This is a genomic window from Acidovorax sp. NN32, assembly GCF_057597245.1.
Genome location: NZ_CP199679.1, coordinates 653,626 through 671,940, shown reverse-complemented (window position 1 = coordinate 671,940; position 18,315 = coordinate 653,626). Strand labels below are relative to the sequence as shown.

General features: G+C 66.2%; 13 protein-coding genes. 5 read left to right on the top strand and 8 right to left on the bottom strand.

The genetic code is table 11. The annotated features are described in order from the left end of the window. The first annotated feature begins 4 nt into the window (after nt 1-4). The 3 genes from ACT89O_RS03150 to ACT89O_RS03140 all read left to right on the top strand — a co-directional run bounded on the left by ACT89O_RS03150 (nt 5) and on the right by ACT89O_RS03140 (nt 3,122). Nucleotides 5-1,099 carry a DUF2855 family protein gene (locus tag ACT89O_RS03150; protein WP_487261789.1) on the top strand — a complete coding sequence of 365 codons (1,095 nt, stop codon included), beginning with the start codon at nt 5-7 and terminating at the stop codon, nt 1,097-1,099. Between the two features lie 44 nt (nt 1,100-1,143). Then, nucleotides 1,144-2,202, top strand: coding sequence for a serine/threonine protein kinase (locus tag ACT89O_RS03145; protein ID WP_487261788.1), 1,059 nt, complete (start codon nt 1,144-1,146; stop codon nt 2,200-2,202). A gap of 206 nt (nt 2,203-2,408) precedes the next feature. Then, complete coding sequence (locus tag ACT89O_RS03140) at nt 2,409-3,122, top strand: response regulator transcription factor (RefSeq protein ID WP_487261787.1); 714 nt, start codon at nt 2,409-2,411, stop codon at nt 3,120-3,122. A 143-nt stretch (nt 3,123-3,265) separates the two neighbouring features. Here ACT89O_RS03140 and ACT89O_RS03135 read toward each other — a convergent pair whose 3' ends face one another. Beyond that, the gene (locus tag ACT89O_RS03135; RefSeq protein ID WP_487261786.1) at nt 3,266-6,547 is read right to left on the bottom strand and encodes an IPTL-CTERM sorting domain-containing protein; all 3,282 of its coding nucleotides are present in this window, start codon (nt 6,545-6,547) and stop codon (nt 3,266-3,268) included. A gap of 471 nt (nt 6,548-7,018) precedes the next feature. Here ACT89O_RS03135 and ACT89O_RS03130 point away from each other — a divergent pair, with 471 nt between their 5' ends. Continuing rightward, nucleotides 7,019-7,327: a hypothetical protein gene (locus tag ACT89O_RS03130; RefSeq protein WP_055400148.1), complete on the top strand. Its 309-nt coding sequence runs from the start codon at nt 7,019-7,021 to the stop codon at nt 7,325-7,327. 120 nt (nt 7,328-7,447) lie between these two features. Here ACT89O_RS03130 and htpG read toward each other — a convergent pair whose 3' ends face one another. Then, nucleotides 7,448-9,424, bottom strand: coding sequence for a molecular chaperone HtpG (gene htpG, locus ACT89O_RS03125; protein ID WP_487261785.1), 1,977 nt, complete (start codon nt 9,422-9,424; stop codon nt 7,448-7,450). A gap of 321 nt (nt 9,425-9,745) precedes the next feature. Between htpG and aqpZ the strand changes: the two genes are divergently transcribed. Beyond that, nucleotides 9,746-10,441 carry an aquaporin Z gene (gene aqpZ, locus ACT89O_RS03120; protein ID WP_487261784.1) on the top strand — a complete coding sequence of 232 codons (696 nt, stop codon included), beginning with the start codon at nt 9,746-9,748 and terminating at the stop codon, nt 10,439-10,441. A gap of 266 nt (nt 10,442-10,707) precedes the next feature. Here aqpZ and ACT89O_RS03115 read toward each other — a convergent pair whose 3' ends face one another. The 6 genes from ACT89O_RS03115 to ACT89O_RS03090 form a co-directional block, all read right to left on the bottom strand. Continuing rightward, nucleotides 10,708-11,643 carry a hypothetical protein gene (locus ACT89O_RS03115; RefSeq protein ID WP_055400141.1) on the bottom strand — a complete coding sequence of 312 codons (936 nt, stop codon included), beginning with the start codon at nt 11,641-11,643 and terminating at the stop codon, nt 10,708-10,710. 135 nt (nt 11,644-11,778) lie between these two features. Beyond that, complete coding sequence (locus ACT89O_RS03110) at nt 11,779-13,044, bottom strand: esterase/lipase family protein (RefSeq protein ID WP_487261783.1); 1,266 nt, start codon at nt 13,042-13,044, stop codon at nt 11,779-11,781. A gap of 55 nt (nt 13,045-13,099) precedes the next feature. After that, entirely contained in the window at nt 13,100-13,927 is an 828-nt protein-coding gene (locus ACT89O_RS03105) for a pseudouridine synthase (protein ID WP_121508843.1), read from the bottom strand. Between the two features lie 319 nt (nt 13,928-14,246). Further along, a complete protein-coding gene (locus ACT89O_RS03100) occupies nt 14,247-16,616 on the bottom strand; it encodes a putative bifunctional diguanylate cyclase/phosphodiesterase (protein WP_487261782.1) in 2,370 nt (789 codons plus the stop codon). Next, nucleotides 16,613-17,269 carry a methylamine utilization protein gene (locus ACT89O_RS03095; protein ID WP_199727043.1) on the bottom strand — a complete coding sequence of 219 codons (657 nt, stop codon included), beginning with the start codon at nt 17,267-17,269 and terminating at the stop codon, nt 16,613-16,615. The genes ACT89O_RS03100 and ACT89O_RS03095 overlap by 4 nt, the downstream gene beginning before the upstream one ends. Next, nucleotides 17,266-18,162, bottom strand: a complete 897-nt coding sequence (locus ACT89O_RS03090) for a DUF4394 domain-containing protein (protein WP_431151706.1) — start codon at nt 18,160-18,162, stop codon at nt 17,266-17,268. Before ACT89O_RS03090 ends, ACT89O_RS03095 begins: the two co-directional genes overlap by 4 nt. Between the last annotated feature and the right edge of the window lie 153 nt (nt 18,163-18,315).

Below are 18,315 nucleotides of genomic sequence, written 5' to 3'. Positions count from 1 at the left end.
CGGCATGAGCACCACCACCCTCCTCGTGCGCCAGGACAACCTGGCCAGCACCCGCCTGTTGACCGCCGACGACACCCCGCTGGAAGGCGGCCAGGTCCGCGTGCGGGTCGAGTCGTTTGCCCTCACGGCCAACAACATCACCTACGCCGCGCTGGGCGACATGCTGAACTACTGGCAGTTCTTCCCCACGGGCGAGGCAGGCTGGGGCATCGTGCCCGTGTGGGGCTTTGGCACGGTGACAGAGTCACAGCACCCCGAGGTGGCCGTGGGCGAGCGCCTCTATGGCTACTGGCCCATGGCCAGTCAGGCCGTGCTGTCGCCCCAGCGCGTCAACCCCACAGGCTTCAGTGACGGCGCCGCGCACCGCGCGGGCCTGCATGCGGTCTACAACCACTACCTGCGCACCGGCACCGACGGGCTGTACCGCGCCGACAACGAGGACGTGCAGGCACTGCTGCGGCCGCTGTTCATCACCTCGTGGCTTATCGACGATTTTCTGGCCGACCAGCAGTTCTTTGGCGCCCGGCGCATGCTGCTGTCCAGCGCGTCGAGCAAAACGGCCTACGGCACCGCCTTCCAGCTTGCACAGCGGGAGGGCATCGAGGTCATTGGCCTCACCTCGCCGGGCAATGTGGCGTTTTGCGAAAGCCTGGGCTGCTACAGCCGCGTGGTTACCTACGACGCACTGGACAGCATCGACAGTGCCACACCCAGCGTGTACATCGACTTTGCGGGCAGCGTGGGCCTGCGCCAGCGCATCCACGCCCACTTCACGGGCCTGGCCTACAGCTGCTCGGTGGGCGCCAGCCACGTGCAGGACCTGGGCGGCGCAGGCCAGTTGCCCGGCCCGCGCCCGGTGATGTTCTTCGCCCCCGCCCAGGTCAAGAAGCGCCACGCCGACTGGGGCGCCCAGGGCCTGAACGAGCGCCTGGTGGCGGCGTGGAACCAGTTCAGCACCGCCGTGTCGGCCGGGCCGCAGCCTTGGCTGGTGGTGCAGCACCATACAGGGCCCCAGGCCACGCAGGCGCTGTTTGCGGGCGTGCTGGCGGGCAGCGGCGACCCGCGCGCCGGGCATATCGCGACGATGCTGCCTGGCTGAAACGCTATGCCGGGCCGTCAAGGGCGCGGCGGCGACAATGGGGCATGACCCCATTGCCCCCCGATACCGCTGCCAACGCCTCGAACGACCAACACCCCTACGCCCGCCTCACGCCCGACCAGGTGCTGGACGCGCTGGCCAGCGTGGGCCTGTATGGCGATGGCCGCCTCATGGCCCTGTCGTCGTACGAAAACCGGGTGTACCAGGCCACGCTGGAAGACGGCGAGCGCGTGGTGGCCAAGTTCTACCGCCCAGGCCGCTGGAGCGAGGCGCAGATCCTCGAAGAACACGCCTTTGCCGCCGAGCTGATGGCCGCCGAGGTGCCCGCCGTGGGCCCGCTGGTGCTGAACGGCACCACCCTGCACCAGCACGATGGCTTTGCGTTTTCCGTCAGCCCCTGGCGCGGCGGGCGCCAGCCCGAGCTGGACGACTTCGAGGTGCTGGAATGGATCGGCCGCTTTCTGGCGCGCATCCACACCGTGGGTGCGGCCCAACCGTTTGTGCACCGGCCGCTGCTGGACCTGGAGACCTTTGGCACGGCATCGCGCGACTGGCTGCTCACGAACGAGATCATTCCGCTCGACATGCAGGCCACCTGGAAGGCCCAATGCGACAAAGCTCTTGAATTGATAGCTGCCAGCGCTTATCCATCAAGCGATGGAGCCTCATTTGGCTTAAATAACGAGACAGCAATCCGCCTGCATGGCGACTGCCACCCCGGCAACATCCTCTGGACTCCGCTGGATGAATGGGGCCGGGGCGGCCCGCATTTTGTGGACCTGGACGACGCGCGCATGGGCCCGGCCGTGCAGGACCTGTGGATGCTGCTGTCGGGCGACCGGCGCCAGCGTACCCACCAGCTCGGCGCCCTGATCGACGGCTACGAGCAGTTCCGCAGCTTCGACCGCCGCGAACTGGCGCTCATCGAGCCGCTGCGCACGCTGCGCCTCATCCACTACAGCGCGTGGCTCGCGCGCCGCTGGCAGGACCCGATCTTTCCCGTCAACTTCCCGTGGTTTGGCACCAGCGACTACTGGCGCGGGCAGGTGGACATGCTGATCGAGCAGATTGAGGCCATGCAGGAAGAGCCCCTGGTGGCGTGAGATGAACGCACTGAGCCGCCTGCGCTGCGGTGTGTTGTGGTGCATGCCGCTGCGGCGCCTCGGAGAGGCGCCAGAGGCGCCCGGGCATTGCAAACGATTGTCAACCCGTGTGCACAGGGGCGCGATGTCGCGCAACATCCAGAGACGCCTTCCTGGAAAGGCGTTTTCTGACTTGCGAAGGGCGCTAGCGCCCGAAGACCGACACCATGCGCATTGCCGTCCTGCACGACGACCCCCTCTTGCCCGACATGATCCGGAGCGCCCTTGAGCGCCACCACCATATCTGCCATTTCTATACCAGCGGTGCGAGCCTGCTCAAGGACACACGGCACGAAACCTTTGACCTGCTGATCTCTGGCTGGCACCTGCCGGACATGGACGGCATCGAGGTCATCCAGCGCCTGCGCGAGATGGTCGGCCAGCAGCTGCCCATCCTTCTGGTCACACGCCGCAATGAAGAACGTGACGTGATCGAAGCGCTCAACCGGGGCGCGGACGACTACATGGTCAAACCCCTGCGTGTGGGGGAGCTGGTCGCCCGCGTTGCGGCCTTGCTGCGGCGGGCGTATCCGCAGGCCATGGGCCAGCAGCTGGTCTTCGGCCCCTACCGGTTCGATCCGGAGAAGCGGCTGTTGTCCCTGCACGGCGAGCCACTGGCGCTGAAGAACCTGGAATACGAACTCGCCCTTTTCATGTTCCGCAACGCGGGCCGCCTGTTGTCGCGCGCGCACCTGCGCGAAGCGGTGTGGGGCGAGCGCAGCGAAGCACCTTCACGCTCGCTCGACACCCACGTTTCGCGCCTGCGCACCAAGCTGCAGTTGACGCAGCAGGCCCACGGCTATTCGATCACGGCCATCTATGGCATGGGGTACCGGCTGGACACGGTAGACACGGTGGCCCTGGCCGACCCACGCGGCTGACACGCCGCGCGCAGGGCGGCGCACAAGCCGCCACGTGCTCCTTCCCTGAACAACAAAAAAAGGCCAGCACGCTTTGCAGCGTGCTGGCCTTTTGGCGTTCAGCCCGCCGCCGCGAAGTGATCGCGGCGGTGGTGGCTGCCGGGCTACCGGCGGCGGCCCATGGCAGGGTGCTGCCAGGCCATCAGACCCAGCAATGCAGCCAGCAGGATCAGGCCCCATTCCGACAGCGTCGGAATGTTGCTGGCGTTGCCCGTCACCGTCGTCGAGGCGCTGGACGTGTTGTTGCTAGGGTTGGTGTCGCCCGGCGCATCCACCGTGGCAGAGTTCACCAGAGGACGCGCACCGCTGTAAGGGGTGGCCAGGGTGGTGTTGATCGTGAAGGTGCGCGATGCCCCCACCGCCAACGCTCCGACGCCGCAGCTGACAGTCCCGGCCGCGTTGACGCAACCTGGCGCTGAAACAAAGTTCACCCCGGCTGGCAGCACGTCCACGACCTGCGCTCCATCACTGGCCAGCGGGCCATTGTTGGTGACCACCAAGGTGTAGGCGAGCGCAGCGCCGGGCGTAAGAGGACCTGCCGGCGCTGTCTTGTTCAGTGCCAGATCCGTGGCCACGGTAAAGCGGCGCGCGGTGGTGTCATGGGTCACCACGTTGTTGGCCAGCGTGGTCTCGGTTTCGTCCACCACCACACTCGCCTGGTTGAAGGCCGTGCCGCTGGTGGCGCCATTGACGGTAAGGGTCTCCGCGCGCATGACGTAGGTGATGGTGGCGCTCTGGCCGCTGCTCAGCCCCGGAAAGCTACAGGTCAGCGTGCCGCTGGTCGCCCCCATCGTGGGTTCGGTACACGCGCCGCCTGCATTCACCGTGAGCGCGCCCTGGTAGCTGAAGGTGGCCGTGGGCGAGGAGCCCGGTGCGGGGAAGATGTCGGTCATCACCACGTTGGTGCCAAACGACGGGCCGCTGTTATTCACCGTGATCGTGTAGGTCGTGTTTTGTCCGAGGTCGACCGGATCAGCGCTGTCCACCTTGTTCACCAGGATGTCCAGCTGCGCGGCAGTGACCGGGGTGCTGGTGGTGGCGCTGTTGTTGGCGGTGTTCGACTCGGCGGTTGCCGTGGTCGCAGCCACACTGTTGACCACCGTGCTGCCCGTTGCACTGCCCAGGGGGCGCATGCGGTAGTTCACCGTCTGCTGCGATCCGGAATTGATGCTGGCCCAATTACAGGTGAGCGTTCCGCCCACCGTGCCCGCGGCGATGGGCGCGCAGCTGCCGCCCCCGCTCACGCTCACCACGTCGATAAAGGCGGCATTGGACGGCAGGGTGTCCACCATCTGCACGGTCTGTGCCGTGGAAGGCCCTGTGTTGCCAATCGTCGCCACGAAGGTGATGGGAGCCCCGGCCGCAACGGTGGACGGAGTGGCCGTCTTGGCAGCCGTCACATCCACGATGGCCGTGACCTGGCTGGTCACGCTGCCACTGTTGTTGGCCTGGTTGGGGTCGCCCACGTCGGTAGAGCGCACGGTCGCGGTGTTGGTGCGCGGGCCACTGACGGCAATGCTGGGGCGCACCACCACGGTCACGGTGGCCTGCGCGCCGGAGTTCAGCGTGCCCAGGTTACAGCTCAGGTTCTGCGAGGTGCCGTTGGTGACAGCGTTGGGCGTGCAGCTACCTTGCGAGGCCACGGCAGATTGAAACCCCCCGGTGTTCACAAGACTGCCCAGCGTATCCGACACCACCACGTTCGTGGCAGCGGCCGGGCCGACGTTGTCCACGGTGATGACATAGGTCAGGTTCTGGCCCGCGACCACAGGGTCGGGCGCAGCGGTCTTGGACACGACACGCAGGTCGGCCTCGGTGGCCGTGGAGGTCACGCCCACACCCACGCAGTTGTTCGCACCGTTGCTGTCCACGCGCACACCCGCCCCCAGCGCCACGCAGGCGTTGTTGGTGGCGGTGCCAGTGCCCGTCAGCACGGCCGACACCGTGACGGCAGGGGCATTGGTATTGGCGTTCAGGCCGGTAGAGCGCGAGCAGGCCCAGTTGCCGGGGCCGGTGAACGGCAAAGCGTCGCAAGTCCAGCCCGTCGCGCTGACCAGGCTGTCGAGCCTCACGCCCGCCGGCACCTGGTCGGTGATGGTGATGGTCTGGCCATTGGGCACGGCCAGCGGCCCGGTATTGCGCGCGGTCAGCGTGTAATTGAACGCCTGGTTCGGCACCACGGGGTTGATGCTGGCCGTCTTGGTCAGCTGCATGTCGGCGTCGTTGCTGGCCGTCACGTTGACCGAAGCCGAATTGTTGGCGGGCACCGGGTCTGGCAGCGCCGTGCTGATACCGGCCGTGTTGCCTAGCGTGCCTGCGCTGTTGGCCGTGGCGGTCACGGTGATCGTGGGCATGTTGCTGAAGTTGGCACCGGTGTATTCGGTGCGCGTGCAGGTGATCGTGGCGTCACAGACCCAGCCCGTGCCGACGGCAGATACGAAGCTGAGTCCGGCGCCCAGCGTATCGGTCACGGTGACCGGCTGACCCGCCAGCGACACCCCGCCGTTGAGGCGCGGCGTGAGCGTGTACACCACGTTGGCACCCTGGGCCACGTTGGAGCTGGCGGCTGTCTTGGTGATGGACACGTCGGCACCCGAGGTGGACGTCACGTCCGCCGACGTGGTGTTGTTGGCGGTGTTGCCATCGGGCATGGCGGAGTTGTCGGGCTTGATGCCATCGATGGCAAAAGCTGCCGTCACCGTGCCATTGACGTTGGACACGGCGGGAACCGTCAGCACCGAGGCGGACGCTCCACTGGCCAGGGTGCCCGTGCGCGTGCAGGTCACATTGCCGCTGCTCAGCGGATAGCCGCCCGACGGCGTGCAGGACCAGCCCGTGCCTGTCGGAACAGAGGTAATCGACGCGCCGGCTGGCACTGTGAAGGTAATGCGCTGGCTGCCATCGGCCGCGTTCGGGCCGTTGTTGGCAGCCTGCAGCGCGTAGCTGTAGGCCTGGCCGGCCACAACGTTGGCCGTGGAGGGCGTAGCCACCAGCGCAAGGTCGGCCGCCTGCGTGGCGGTGGTGTCCTGCACGCTGTTGACGTTGTTGCTGGTGTTCGGGTCGGACGTGGCGCTGCCAGCCGTGGCGGTGTTGGTCCAGACCCCGGCGGAAGGCAGCCGCACCCGGATGGTCACGGTCTGGTTGCTGTTGAACGGGATATTGCCCAACGTGCAATCGACGACACCCGCCGCCTGGCTGCAGGTGCCTGCGGTGGTGGCCACATCCACGAACGTGGAGCCCACCGGGAGTGTGTCCGTCAGCGTGACGCCGGTGGCGCCGTTGGGGCCGTTGTTGTCGATGCGCAGCGTGTACGTGAAGATGCCGCCTGCGGGCCCGGGGTCCGGCGAATCCGCATGGTTGACCACCAGGTCGGCAGACTGCGCCATGGCTGCACCCGCAAACAGGCCACCCGCCAGCAAGAGCCAGCGGAAGCGGCGTACCGCGCTGTGCGCAGGGCTTGTAGCAGGCTGCGCGGGCCCACTGGATGTGCGCGCGCGCCAGAAGGCGCATGCGCCCTCCCAAGATCGCGTCAATTGATAAAGCATCAAAAATACTCCTGAGGTGAATGGCTCCGACTTCCGGCCACGCCGCAACCTCACCAGGCCCCGAGGGGCTGGCAAAAAATGCAGGGAGTGCGTGGATGTACCGTGGCCGCCACGGACCAAGGCTGGGTTGGAATTTATCGACGGACGGGGGCGCAATCCGCCCGGCAACAATCGTTAACGGTTGCGAACGGTATTGCGTATTGTTTGCACCACGGGTGCACGCCACCCCGGTGGGCAGCACGGGTGGTGGACCGGCTGGGGGCCCCTGGGCTATGCTGCGCCATCTTCGATCTACCGCGAGTTGGCCCACCCATGAAGGACATGTTTCGCACGCTCCTCTCCATTCGCCAGAAGCGCAAGCCCGCTCCCGTGGGGCCTTTGCCCGCCGTGGGCACCGTGATCCTGCGGGGGCAGGTCAAGATGGCCGTCACCCATCCGCTGCCCAGGGAACTGTGGGACTGGCTGGTGCTGTCGGGCTGGCGCAACCTGCCGGTCAAGAACGACCGGCGCAAGGGACTGCGTTTGCCAGAGGGAGCGCTCAAGGAGCTGATCGACACCCCCTCGCAGGAACGCAACCAGGCACACAGCCGCATCCTGGAGCAGGCCCAGCCCGAAGATTGAGCGGCTTTGGAATGCCCATAAAAAATACCGGTGGTGCCAGGCACCACCGGTATTTACTACTATTTTTATAGCATCTAGCGCTTGATGGACAAGCGCCAGAGGCCGATTTGGCCTAAATTTTTACACCAGCAAGGCGTTCACGCGCTTCACATACGCGGCGGGGTCTTCAGGCAAGCCGCCCTCGGCCAGCAGGGCCTGGTCGAACAGGATGTGCGCCAGGTCGTGGAAGTGCACACTGCCATCGAGCTTCTTGACCAGCGCGTGCTCGGCATTCACCTCCAGCACAGGTTTGGTCTCGGGCGCCTGCTGGCCAGCCTGCTTGAGCATGCGCGCCAGCTGGGTGCTCATGCCATCGTCCTGCACCACCAGGCAGGCGGGTGAATCGACCAGGCGCGTGGTCACGCGCACGTCTTCGGCTTTGTCCTTGAGCGCTTCTTTCAGCTTGGCCAGCACAGGCTTGAAGGCTTCGGCGGCTTCTTCAGCGGCCTTCTTCTCGGCTTCGTCCTGCAGCTTGCCCAGGTCCACCGCACCCTTGGCCACGCTTTGCAGCGGCGTGCCGTCAAACTCGTGCAGGTAGTTCAACGCCCACTCGTCCACGCGGTCGGTCATCAGCAGCACTTCGATGCCCTTCTTCTTGAAGACTTCGAGCTGTGGGCTGTTCTTGGCGGCGGCCAGGGTGTCGGCGGTGATGTAGTAGATCGCCTCCTGGCCTTCCTTCATGCGGGCCTTGTAGTCGGCAAAGCCGACCGTCACGGCGTCGCTGGTGGTGCTGGCAAAACGCAGCAGCTTGGCCAGGCGCTCGCGGTTGCCAAAGTCCTCGCCCAGGCCTTCCTTGAGTACGGCGCCAAACTCGCTGTAGAACTGCGTGTACTTGCCTTCCTTGGCCTTGTCGTCGGCATCCACCACATCGGTCACGCCGTCGGCATTGGCGGCGGTGTCGTGCTTGTCGTGTTTGGCCAGGTCTTCCAGCATCGAGAGCACGCGCTTGGTCGAGCCTTCGCGGATGGCACGCACGTCGCGGCTTTCCTGCAGCAGCTCGCGGCTCACGTTCAGCGGCAGGTCGGCCGAGTCGATCACACCCTTGACGAAGCGCAGGTAGGTGGGCATCAGCGCTTCGGCGTCGTCCATGATGAACACACGCTTCACATACAGCTTCACGCCAGCCTTCTTGTCGCGGTTCCACAAATCGAATGGCGCCTTGGCGGGGATGTACAGCAGCTGCGTGTACTCGGTGTTGCCTTCCACGCGGTTGTGCGCCCATGTCAGCGGGGCCTCGTGGTCGTGGCTGATGGTTTTGTAGAACTCGGCGTACTGCTCTTCGGTGATGTCCTTCTTGGGGCGCGTCCACAGGGCGCTGGCCTTGTTGATGGTTTCCCACTCGCCGGTCTTGACCATGCTGCCGGGCTGGCGGCCGCCGTTTTCGTCATTGGGGTTGATCAGCTCGCCGTCTTTCCACTCTTCCTTTTCCATCAGGATGGGCAGGCTGATGTGGTCGGAGTATTTGGCGATGACCTGCTTGAGCTTCCAGGCGTTGAGGTATTCCTCGGCATCGTCGCGCAGGTGCAGGATGATGCTGGTGCCGCGCTGAGCGCGGGTGATGGTTTCCACCTCGAAGTCGCCTGTGCCGCCACTGATCCAGCGCACCCCTTCTTCGGCCGAAAGGCCCGCACGGCGCGATTCCACAGTGATCTTGTCGGCCACGATGAAGCCGGAGTAGAAGCCCACGCCGAACTGGCCGATGAGCTGAGCATCTTCCTTCTGGTCGCCTGAGAGACGGCCCATGAAGTCCTTGGTGCCGCTCTTGGCGATGGTGCCCAGGTGGTCGATGGCTTCTTGCTGGCTCATGCCGATGCCGTTGTCGGTGATGGTCAGCGTCTTGGCGGCCTTGTCGAAGGTCACGCGCACTTCGAGGTTGGGCGCGTCTTCAAACAGCGCGGAGTTGTTCAGGCCTTCAAAACGCAGCTTGTCACAGGCGTCCGACGCGTTGGAGATCAGCTCGCGCAGGAAGATCTCCTGGTTGGAATACAGCGAATGGGTGACCAGGTGCAGCAGTTGCGCTACTTCGGCCTGGAAAGACAGGGTTTGTTTTGTGCTCATGGTGTCTTGGAGGTTGCTGTGTAAGGTGCAAAAAGAACGCGTTTCACGCCCAGGAGGCCAGGAAAGGCATTCGCGCGTGTTCACCTCGGGGCGGACTCGGTGATTTCAAGGGTTGCACTGTGCGGCGCACACCCCTCACCACCCGCGGCCCGCACCGAAGCCATCCCGCACAGCCATTTCGGCGCTGAAGATTGTTGACAATTTGCAGGCATTTGGCAGCAATTTCTGTCATTTAGACCCCATAAGATGCACGCCACCGAAGGCGCTCGGTGCGAGGCCGCCTTCCCATCCTCTGCCCCTTTCCTCCGGAGCCCTCTTGCCATGCCCACATCCCTGAAAAAATGGTCCGCCGAGTTCCTCGGCACGTTCTGGCTGACATTTGGCGGTTGCGGCAGCGCCGTACTGGCTGCCGCCTTCCCGCAGCTGGGTATCGGTTTTGTCGGCGTGTCCCTGGCCTTTGGCCTCACAGTGCTGACCGGGGCCTATGCGCTGGGGCCGATCTCGGGCGGGCATTTCAACCCTGCCGTGTCGGTAGGGTTGGCGTTGGGGGGCCGGTTCAAGGCGTCCGAGCTGCCGGGCTACGTGGTGGCCCAGGTGCTGGGCGCCATTGCTGCAGCGGCCGTGCTGTACCTCATTGCCACGGGCAAGCCAGGCGCAGACATCTGGGGCTTTGCCACCAATGGTTACGGCGAACACTCCCCAGGCGGCTATGGGCTGATGGCCGCCGTGGTGACGGAGGTCGTGCTGACAGCCATCTTCCTCATCGTGATCCTGGGCGCCACGGCCAAACGTGCGGCGAGCGGCTTTGGCGGCCTGGCCATCGGCATGTGCCTCACGCTCATCCACCTGATCTCCATCCCGGTGACCAACACCTCGGTCAACCCGGCCCGCAGCACCGGTCCGGCGCTGTTTGGCCCAGCCTATGCGCTGTCGGAACTGTGGGTCTTCTGGGCCGCGCCCATTGCAGGCGCACTGCTGGGCGCCGCCATCTACCGCGCGCTGCTGAGCGACGACTGAAGTGAAACACCCCCTGAGTCGCTTCGCGCCTTCCCCCTCTCTCGCCTCGCTGCGCGAGCCGGGAGGGGGACGCTCCCAGCGCGGCGGGGCGGCCCTTGCGCGGGAGCACTGGCCTGGACCGCGCCAGCTTCGTGCGCCCGTGGGTGGCGCGAAGCGCAAGGTATCACTGGTGCGACGTGCCTGCCGCGCTACAGCACTGTCTGCAGCTTCCAGCCTGGCATTCCGGTTGAATGCAAACCATGCGGGCCTTGTGGCGGCCTGCCCCGTCAGCCTTCCAGCGTGATGCGCTGCACCAGCGACTGCAGGATCTGGTCGGCCTTGTCATTGGCCACCTGGCAGGTGCCCGCTGCGGCATGCCCACCGCCCCCGAACTCCAGCATGAGGTTGCCGATGTGAACCTGGCTGCTGCGGTCCAGGATGGACTTGCCGGTGGCCAGCACCGTGTTCTGTTTTTGCAACCCCCACATCACGTGGATGGAGATGTTGCAGTCAGGGAACAGCGCGTAGATCATGAAACGGTTGGTGGCCCAGATGGTGTCCTCCTCGCGCAGATCGAGCACGACCAGCTTGCCGATGCGGATGGCGCAGCGCTGCAACTGCTCCTGGGCCTTGGGGGCGTGTTCGCGGTAAAGCTGCACGCGCTCCTGCACATCGGGCAGGGCCAGGATCTCTTCAATGGTGTGGTCGCGGCAGTACTGGATGAGATCCATCATCAGTGCGTAGTTGCTGATGCGGAATTCGCGAAAGCGCCCGAGACCCGTGCGCGAATCCATCATGTAGTTCAGCAGCACCCAGCCCTGGGGGTCGAGGATGTCTTCGCGCGAATACTGGGCCGAGTCGGCCTGGTCCACCGCCGCCATCATCTCGTCGGTGATGCGCGGAAAGGCCGCCTTGCCGCCGTAGTGGTTGTAGACCACACGGGCTGCCGAGGGGGCATGGGCTTCGATGATGTGGTTTTCGGAGCGCCGCCCCGAATTGCGCACGGTTTCGGACTCGTGGTGGTCGAACACCAAATGGGCCCCGGGCACATAGGGCAGGTTGGTGGTGATGTCACGGCTGGTGATGGCAATCTTGCCGTCCTGCATGTCCTTGGGGTGGACGAAGGTGATCTCGTCGATGAGGTTGAGCTCATTGAGCAGCACGGCGCACACCAAGCCGTCAAAGTCGCTGCGGGTTACCAGGCGGTATTTCACGTCACTCACTAGCTTCTCCTTGTTACATATCTCGTGGCCACATGGTAGCGGTGGCCTCACACCCGGCAAGACCGCTGGCGGGGAAAAACAGGCCATCCGAACCGCTTTTCCGGTTCTGCCATGTTGCCTGTTTTTTGCTTGTCTTCACGCAGGCTGCAGCCATTGCTCCAGCTGCTGCGCCACACCCGCATCTCCCAGCAACGCCAGGTGGCCCATCCGGTGGAACACGGCTTGCCGACTCTTGGCAAAACCCAGGGTTCGTTTCGCATCATCATGGATGCCCAGGGCACTGTGCAATGGCACCAACCCGTCCCCCACCAGCCGCTCGGCCGCCGGACTGCGCCGCGCCGCCAGCGTGGCGGCAACAGCATGGCAGGCCACCCCATCGGGCAGGGGCACGGGGGTGCGCCGGTCAGGGTGCCGCACGAAGCGGTCACGCCCCTGCCAGTCGGCCTCCAGCACATGGCCATGGCGCAAGTCGGTAATGCCCGCGCTGCGCAGCTGCGCCAGCCGGGCAAACGGCCGGGAATACGGCGTGCTGCCCAGCAGGGTGTCCACCCAGTGCCCTGCGCGCTCCAGCGGTGCGCCATGGTGGGGCGTTCCCAAAAATACGAGATGGCGCAGCAGCGCCAGCCAGCCCTGCCCCGCAGCCGCCGCTTGGTGGCAGGTACTGCGGGCCACCAGGCCGCCCATGCTGTGGGCCAGCACCGCCACCTCCTTCACGGGCACGGGCCAGGCCGCCACCAGGGATTCCAGCTGGGCGGCCAGCTCGGCACCATTGGCGGACGTGTGCAGGCCCGTGTTGTAGCGCAGGTAGACCGGCGTATAGCCCAGCGCCTGCGCGAGGTGGGCGCCATGGTCATGGCCCTGGTGCAGCCACTGCAGATCGTTCATGCACAGGCCATGGACCAGCACCAAGAGCTTGCCCGTGGCCCCGCCGCTGGCGGCCAGGGCGGGCAGGTCCAAAGGCAGCCCATCCCGGTAGAACCCCATGCGGGTGCACAGTGGGTTGTCGTCGCGCTGCAGGCGGTCGCCCATCACGCCGTTGAGGGCGGCGAGCACGGCCTCGCGCTCCCACTGCACTGCGGTGGGCGGCGCATCGGGTTCAAAAAACGGCTCCAGCCGCGCCAGGCCTGCCTGCAGGCCCGCGTCCACCAAGCGTGTCACGCCCCGAATGCTCTGGTAGACCAGCCCGGTCAGGCCGCGCGCCTGGCCCGGCTGCGCCCCTCCAGGCAGTCCCAGCGTGCCCAGCACCGACTGGTGCACCCCCTCGGCCACGCGGCTGATGCCTGTGGTGGCCTGTGTGGCCAACCGCGCCACTCCCCGCAAGTCGGACGCACGCAACTGGCGCAGCGGATGGGGTTTGGCGGCGTTGGCAGCATCAGCGCGCAGTCGCGGTGGGGTAGGCATGGAGAAGGCTCCGTTCAAGGGATGCAGTGCGGTGACGCGGGGAGCCTGGTGGTACTCAGAACCGCTCGCTGGGAGACAGGTAGCGCCACTGCCCCACCGGCAGATTGCCCAGGGTGACGCGGCCGATGCGAATGCGCTTGAGCCCCACCACCTTGAGACCCACCAGCTCGCACATGCGGCGGATCTGGCGCTTCTTGCCCTCCGTCAGCACAAACCGCAGTTGCTCGGGGTTCTGCCAATCGACCTTGGCGGGCTTGAGCGGCTCGCCGTCCAGGCTCAGGCCATGGCGCAGCCGGGCCAGCAACGCGGGGGGAAACACCGCCTGCACATTGGTGCTGACAGGATCGCGCTCGTCAATCTCCTGCAGCGGCGCGGAGCGCTCACTGGGATGGCGTGGCACCACCTGACCCGGTGCCTGGTAAACGACGCGCACCAGGTACTCCTTTTCCATCTCGGAGTCCTCACCAATGATCTGCCGGGCCACCCGACCATCCTGGGTCAGCACCAAGAGGCCCACCGAGTCGATATCGAGCCGCCCCGCAGGCGCCAGGCCACGCAACTGCGGCGGAGAAAATCGGTTGCGGCTGGGGTCGTCACGCCAGTGCGTGCGGGGGTTGATCAATGCCACCGCGGGCGTGTGGCCATCCTCGGCCTGGCCGCTCACATAGCCGATGGGCTTGTTCAGCAGGATGGTGACGCGCTGCTCCTGGAAACCCTGGGCAACCTTGTCCACGTCGATGCGGTCGGTAGGCAACACCTGCACGCCCATTTCGGCCACCTGGCCATTGACCTTGACCCAGCCCTGGGCGATCCAGTCGTCCGCCTCGCGCCGCGAGCACAGGCCCAGCTCGGCCATGCGCTTGTTCAGGCGGGAGCTGACCATGCCGTTCACGGTGATCGTCGCGGACGCCCGTTCGGGCGCTTGCTTGATGGGCGCAACAAAAGAGCCCGACGCCGTGCGGTAGTTGGGGGGCGCGGGCGCCCTGGCAGCGCGCGGCGGCGGCGCAGGCCGGACGGGAGCGGCTTTGGCGGCCGCGGCGGGACGGCGGAGAACAGGACGGGTTGCGGGTGCCGCTGGTGCGCTGGCACTTGCAGCAGGCGCAGGGGCAGCAGCGGGGCCGGCAGGCGGGCGGGAACTGGAAGGAGGAGACATTGCGCGTATTTTCGCCTGCGGGGCCTGGCAGACCAAGAACTAAAGAAACTTATCCCTGGCGCACCTGATGCGCCTGCCCCTCTTGCCAAGCCAGGAAATCATCGACCGGCAGTGGTCGTGCAATGTGATAGCCCTGCGCCTCATCGCACGCCAAGGTGCGCAAGCGCTCCAGAATGGCGGCGGTTTCCACCCCCTCGGCCACCACGGTGAGCCCCAGGTTGTGCGCCAGATCGATGGTCGAGCGCACGATCATCGCGTCGTCCTCGCCCGTCTCCATGCCCATCACAAACGACTTGTCGATCTTGAGCTCATGGACCGGCAGGCGCTTGAGGTAGGCCAGCGAGGAATAGCCGGTGCCGAAGTCGTCAATCGACAGCTTGAAGCCCTGCTCCGACAGCCGGTTGAGCATGGCCTCGGCGCGCTGGGGGTCGTCCATGATGGCGCTTTCGGTGATCTCCAGGCAGAAGGCACTGGCCGGCACGCCATGGCGCACCAGAATGTCGGCAAGGCGGGTGCTGAGTTCCGGGTCGAGCAGATCGCGCGTGGACAGGTTGACCGACACCCGCAGCGCCAGGCCCTGGGTGCGCGGGTCGGCCAGCAGGCGCGCCACCTCTTCGAACATCCACAGCGTGAGCTGCCGCACGAACCCCGTCTGTTCGGCAAACGGAATGAACTGCATGGGCGGCACCAGGCCGCGCTGCGGGTGCTGCCAGCGCACCAGGGCCTCGGCAGCCCGGCCGGGCTGCCCGTGCAGCGGCACCTTGGGCTGCAGGTACAGGCGCAGCTCGTGGTGCTCCACCGCGTGGCGCAGCTCGGTCAGCAGCGACAGGGTCTGCGCGCTGGCCGAATCAAATGAGGCGTCGTACTGCTGCGCCCCGCTGAGCCTGCGCTTGGCGGCATACATGGCGATCTCGGAGCGGCTCAGCAGCGTGTCGGCATCGTCGGCATCGCCAGGCCAGCAGGCAATGCCAATGCCAGCGCTCAGGTCCACCGTCTGGTCCTCGAAGGCCAGCGGCTCTTCGAACGATTGGGTGATGCGCAGCGCCGTGGCATGGGCGGTGGCCGCATCGGCGCCCCGCAGCAGCACGGCGAATTCGTTGCCGCCCAGGCGGGCGACCATGTTGTCGGGCGATGGCACCTGCTGGCGCAGCCGCTCGGCCACCGCCTGCAGCAGGCGGTCACCAAAGGAATAGCCGAGCACGTCGTTCACGTGTTTGAAGCGGTCCAGGTCGAGCGTGAGCACGGCCAGCGGGTTCGGGGGCACCGCGCCGTCGGTGCTGCGCGCAATGGCCAGCACCACAGCCTCGCGAAAGCGCTCCCGGTTGGGCAGGCCGGTGAGGCGATCCCAGTACGCCAGGCGGCGAACCTCGGTTTGCTGCGCAGCAATGTCCCTGCGCATGTGATCGAACGAACGTGCGAGGTTGCCAATCTCGTCGCTGCGGTCGGTGTGTTCCAGCGGCACATCGTATTCACCGCGCGACAGCCGCTGCGTGGCGGCCAGCAGCGAGCGCAGCGGCGTGGTCAGGCGTTGTGCGACCAGCCCCGTGCCCACCGCAAACAGCATCACCCCCGCCACGGTGATGATGGCCAGCAGCACCTGCAGCTGCCGGTAGGGAGCGAGCACTTCGTCCACCGACCGCAGCAGCAGCGCCTGCACCTCGCCCCCCACGCTGTCCAGGCGAATGGCCCTCGCCAGCAGGATGCCCTCGGGCGTCTGCAGCTCGCCCGAGGGCACACCCTCGCGCTGCAGCAGCGCCAGCGAGCTTGGCGGCAGCGTGCTGACGGGCACCCTGGCCCTGCCGTCCTCGCCCTTCACGACCAGCGCCACGTGCACCGCCAGCAGCTGCCGCATCTCATCGGCCAGCGGCTGGTTGACCGGGAACCCCATCAGCACCCAGCCAATGACCACCGGTGCGCGCAGCGGCACCATCACGAACTGGTAGGGCACGCCGCCCATCACTGCGATCTGGCTGCCCTGCGGCTGTGCGGCCAGCGGCGGCACCAGCGCGCGCAAGGTGGCTGGAAACGCCTCCATGTTGCCCGCCAGGCTGACCGCGCGCAGTTCCAGGTCGGTGCCCAGCAGCGCGGTGACCGCCGCGCCAATGCGGTTGCCGTGGTTTTCTAGCACCGACTGGATGGTCTCCTCGTCGCCCGAATTCACGGCCGAGCGAAAACCGTAGTCGGCGGCCAGCAAGGCCGAACCCTGGCGCAGCTTGTCGGCGTTCTGCTCCAACAGACGGCGCCAGACGTTTTCATCCAGGTCCAGGGCCTGGGCAATCTGCGCGCGGGCATTGCGCTCGATGGTGGCGCGCACCACGGCAAAACCTGCAGCCTGCACGATGAGCAGCAGCAGCAACGTGAGCCCAATCAGCCGCAAGATCAGGCTGCGCCCCAGTTCGCACAGCTTCTTCCGGTTCAAGGCTGCAGCCCTGCCAAACGCACCGATGCCGCCGCAGCACCCGTGGCGGGCACCGTGAGCGCCTGCTCCTGCGCGGGCGCGCCCACGGGCAACCGCGTGTGCCAGGTGCGCAAGGTGTAGGTGCCGGGCGGCACGTTGTCGATCTGCGCCCGGCCCGGTGCGGCAGGTGTGCGGGCGTAGTACGGGGTGTCCACCACCACAATCCAGCCGACCATCTGGTCGTGGATATTGCAGCCCAGCACGGCCACCCCAGGGCGGTCGAACAGCACAGGGTTGGAAGGCGTGCCTGTATAGAGCTTGAGTTCGAACTTCTTGGCCGGAGAGAACGAATAGACGTGGTGGCGCACCGAATCATGGTTGGGGAACCGCACCTCGGTGCCTACGGGCACCACGAGGACGCCGGGCACAAACTGCCGCTTTTCCTGCGCCATCTCCGCACCGGACAGCGGCCTGACCGCCTTGCGGGCATCGGCGGATTCGAGAAACACCACGGCGTCTGGCAGCGGCCTGCCCGCCGCATCCAGCACCTCCACCTGCACTGTGGCAGCCTGGGCAGCGGTGGGCAGGCCTGCCAGACACGCCACAAACACCACAACCACGCCGGTCAGCGCAGACAAAGCCCTGGTGCGCTGGGCATGGCAGCTGGTGGTCATGGTTCGATGGCCATGCCCAGCAGGGGGGCGCCTTCACCCACGGTGCCCAGCGGCCGGGTGGCCCCTGTGCGCAGGTCCACGAGGTGCAGCCGCGTGTGGCTGTCTACCGAAGTGCGCACCGCAATCAGCGCGGTATTGCCGACGTCCGAAATATCGAACGCCACGTCGGTGAGCCGTGGCAGCCCCAGCGACCCCACGGTGCGCAACTGACCGGTGTTGGGCGACACCACAGGCGTGGTGCCTTCGCGTGAGCCCTGCATCACCAGCACGCCGAGGGTGCGGTCGATGGCGTAGTTGGTGGTGATCTTGCTGTCCTGGGCGTTGTAGGTATAGGCGGCGCCTGCGATGTCGGGATTGCGGCCGGCGTGGGTGTCGCTCCACGCATAGCGCAGGGCCGGGTCGGGTTGCACACCCTCGACGGCCGGGTCGCCATCCACGGCAGCCCCGGTGTCGGGGTGCAGGCGCAGGTTCTGGCCCGTGTTCGACACCACACGGATCCGGTCGGCCGCAGGGTTGAAATCGAAGCCGAAGGCCGTGCCCCGCAGGCCCAGGACCGCTGGTGCTGGCCCCACGGGGCGCAGCGCGCCAGTGGGAATGTCGAGCGTGTACAGGCGGCCCGCCTGAGAGAGCGCATAGAGCACGCCACGCGCCACCCGAAAGTCGATACCCACCAGCCGCTCACCTGCGGGCAGGCCCGTGACGGGGCGCCGCTCCAGGATGCGGTCTGGCTGGCCGGCGTGGAAGGTGATGAGTTCGTGCGAGGCCGTGATCGCAACGACCAGTTCGCGCTGGCTGGTTTCTGGTGCGGGTGCGGTGGCACAACCCGCCAGCGCGGCGCCTACCAGCGCTGCGGCAGCCATATGGCGCACCAAGGGGAAGGAAAGAGCTTTCATCGTGGGGCCTTGCATCTGTAACGGATTTATACCTGATGGACTACTCCCGCGTGGGTACAGAGCAATCCAGGGAAAGTGAATTGCTATATTTTGTATAGCGTTTGATGCTTTAAATACAGGCGTAAACACCAGTTCTATCTGCAATCTTGCGAA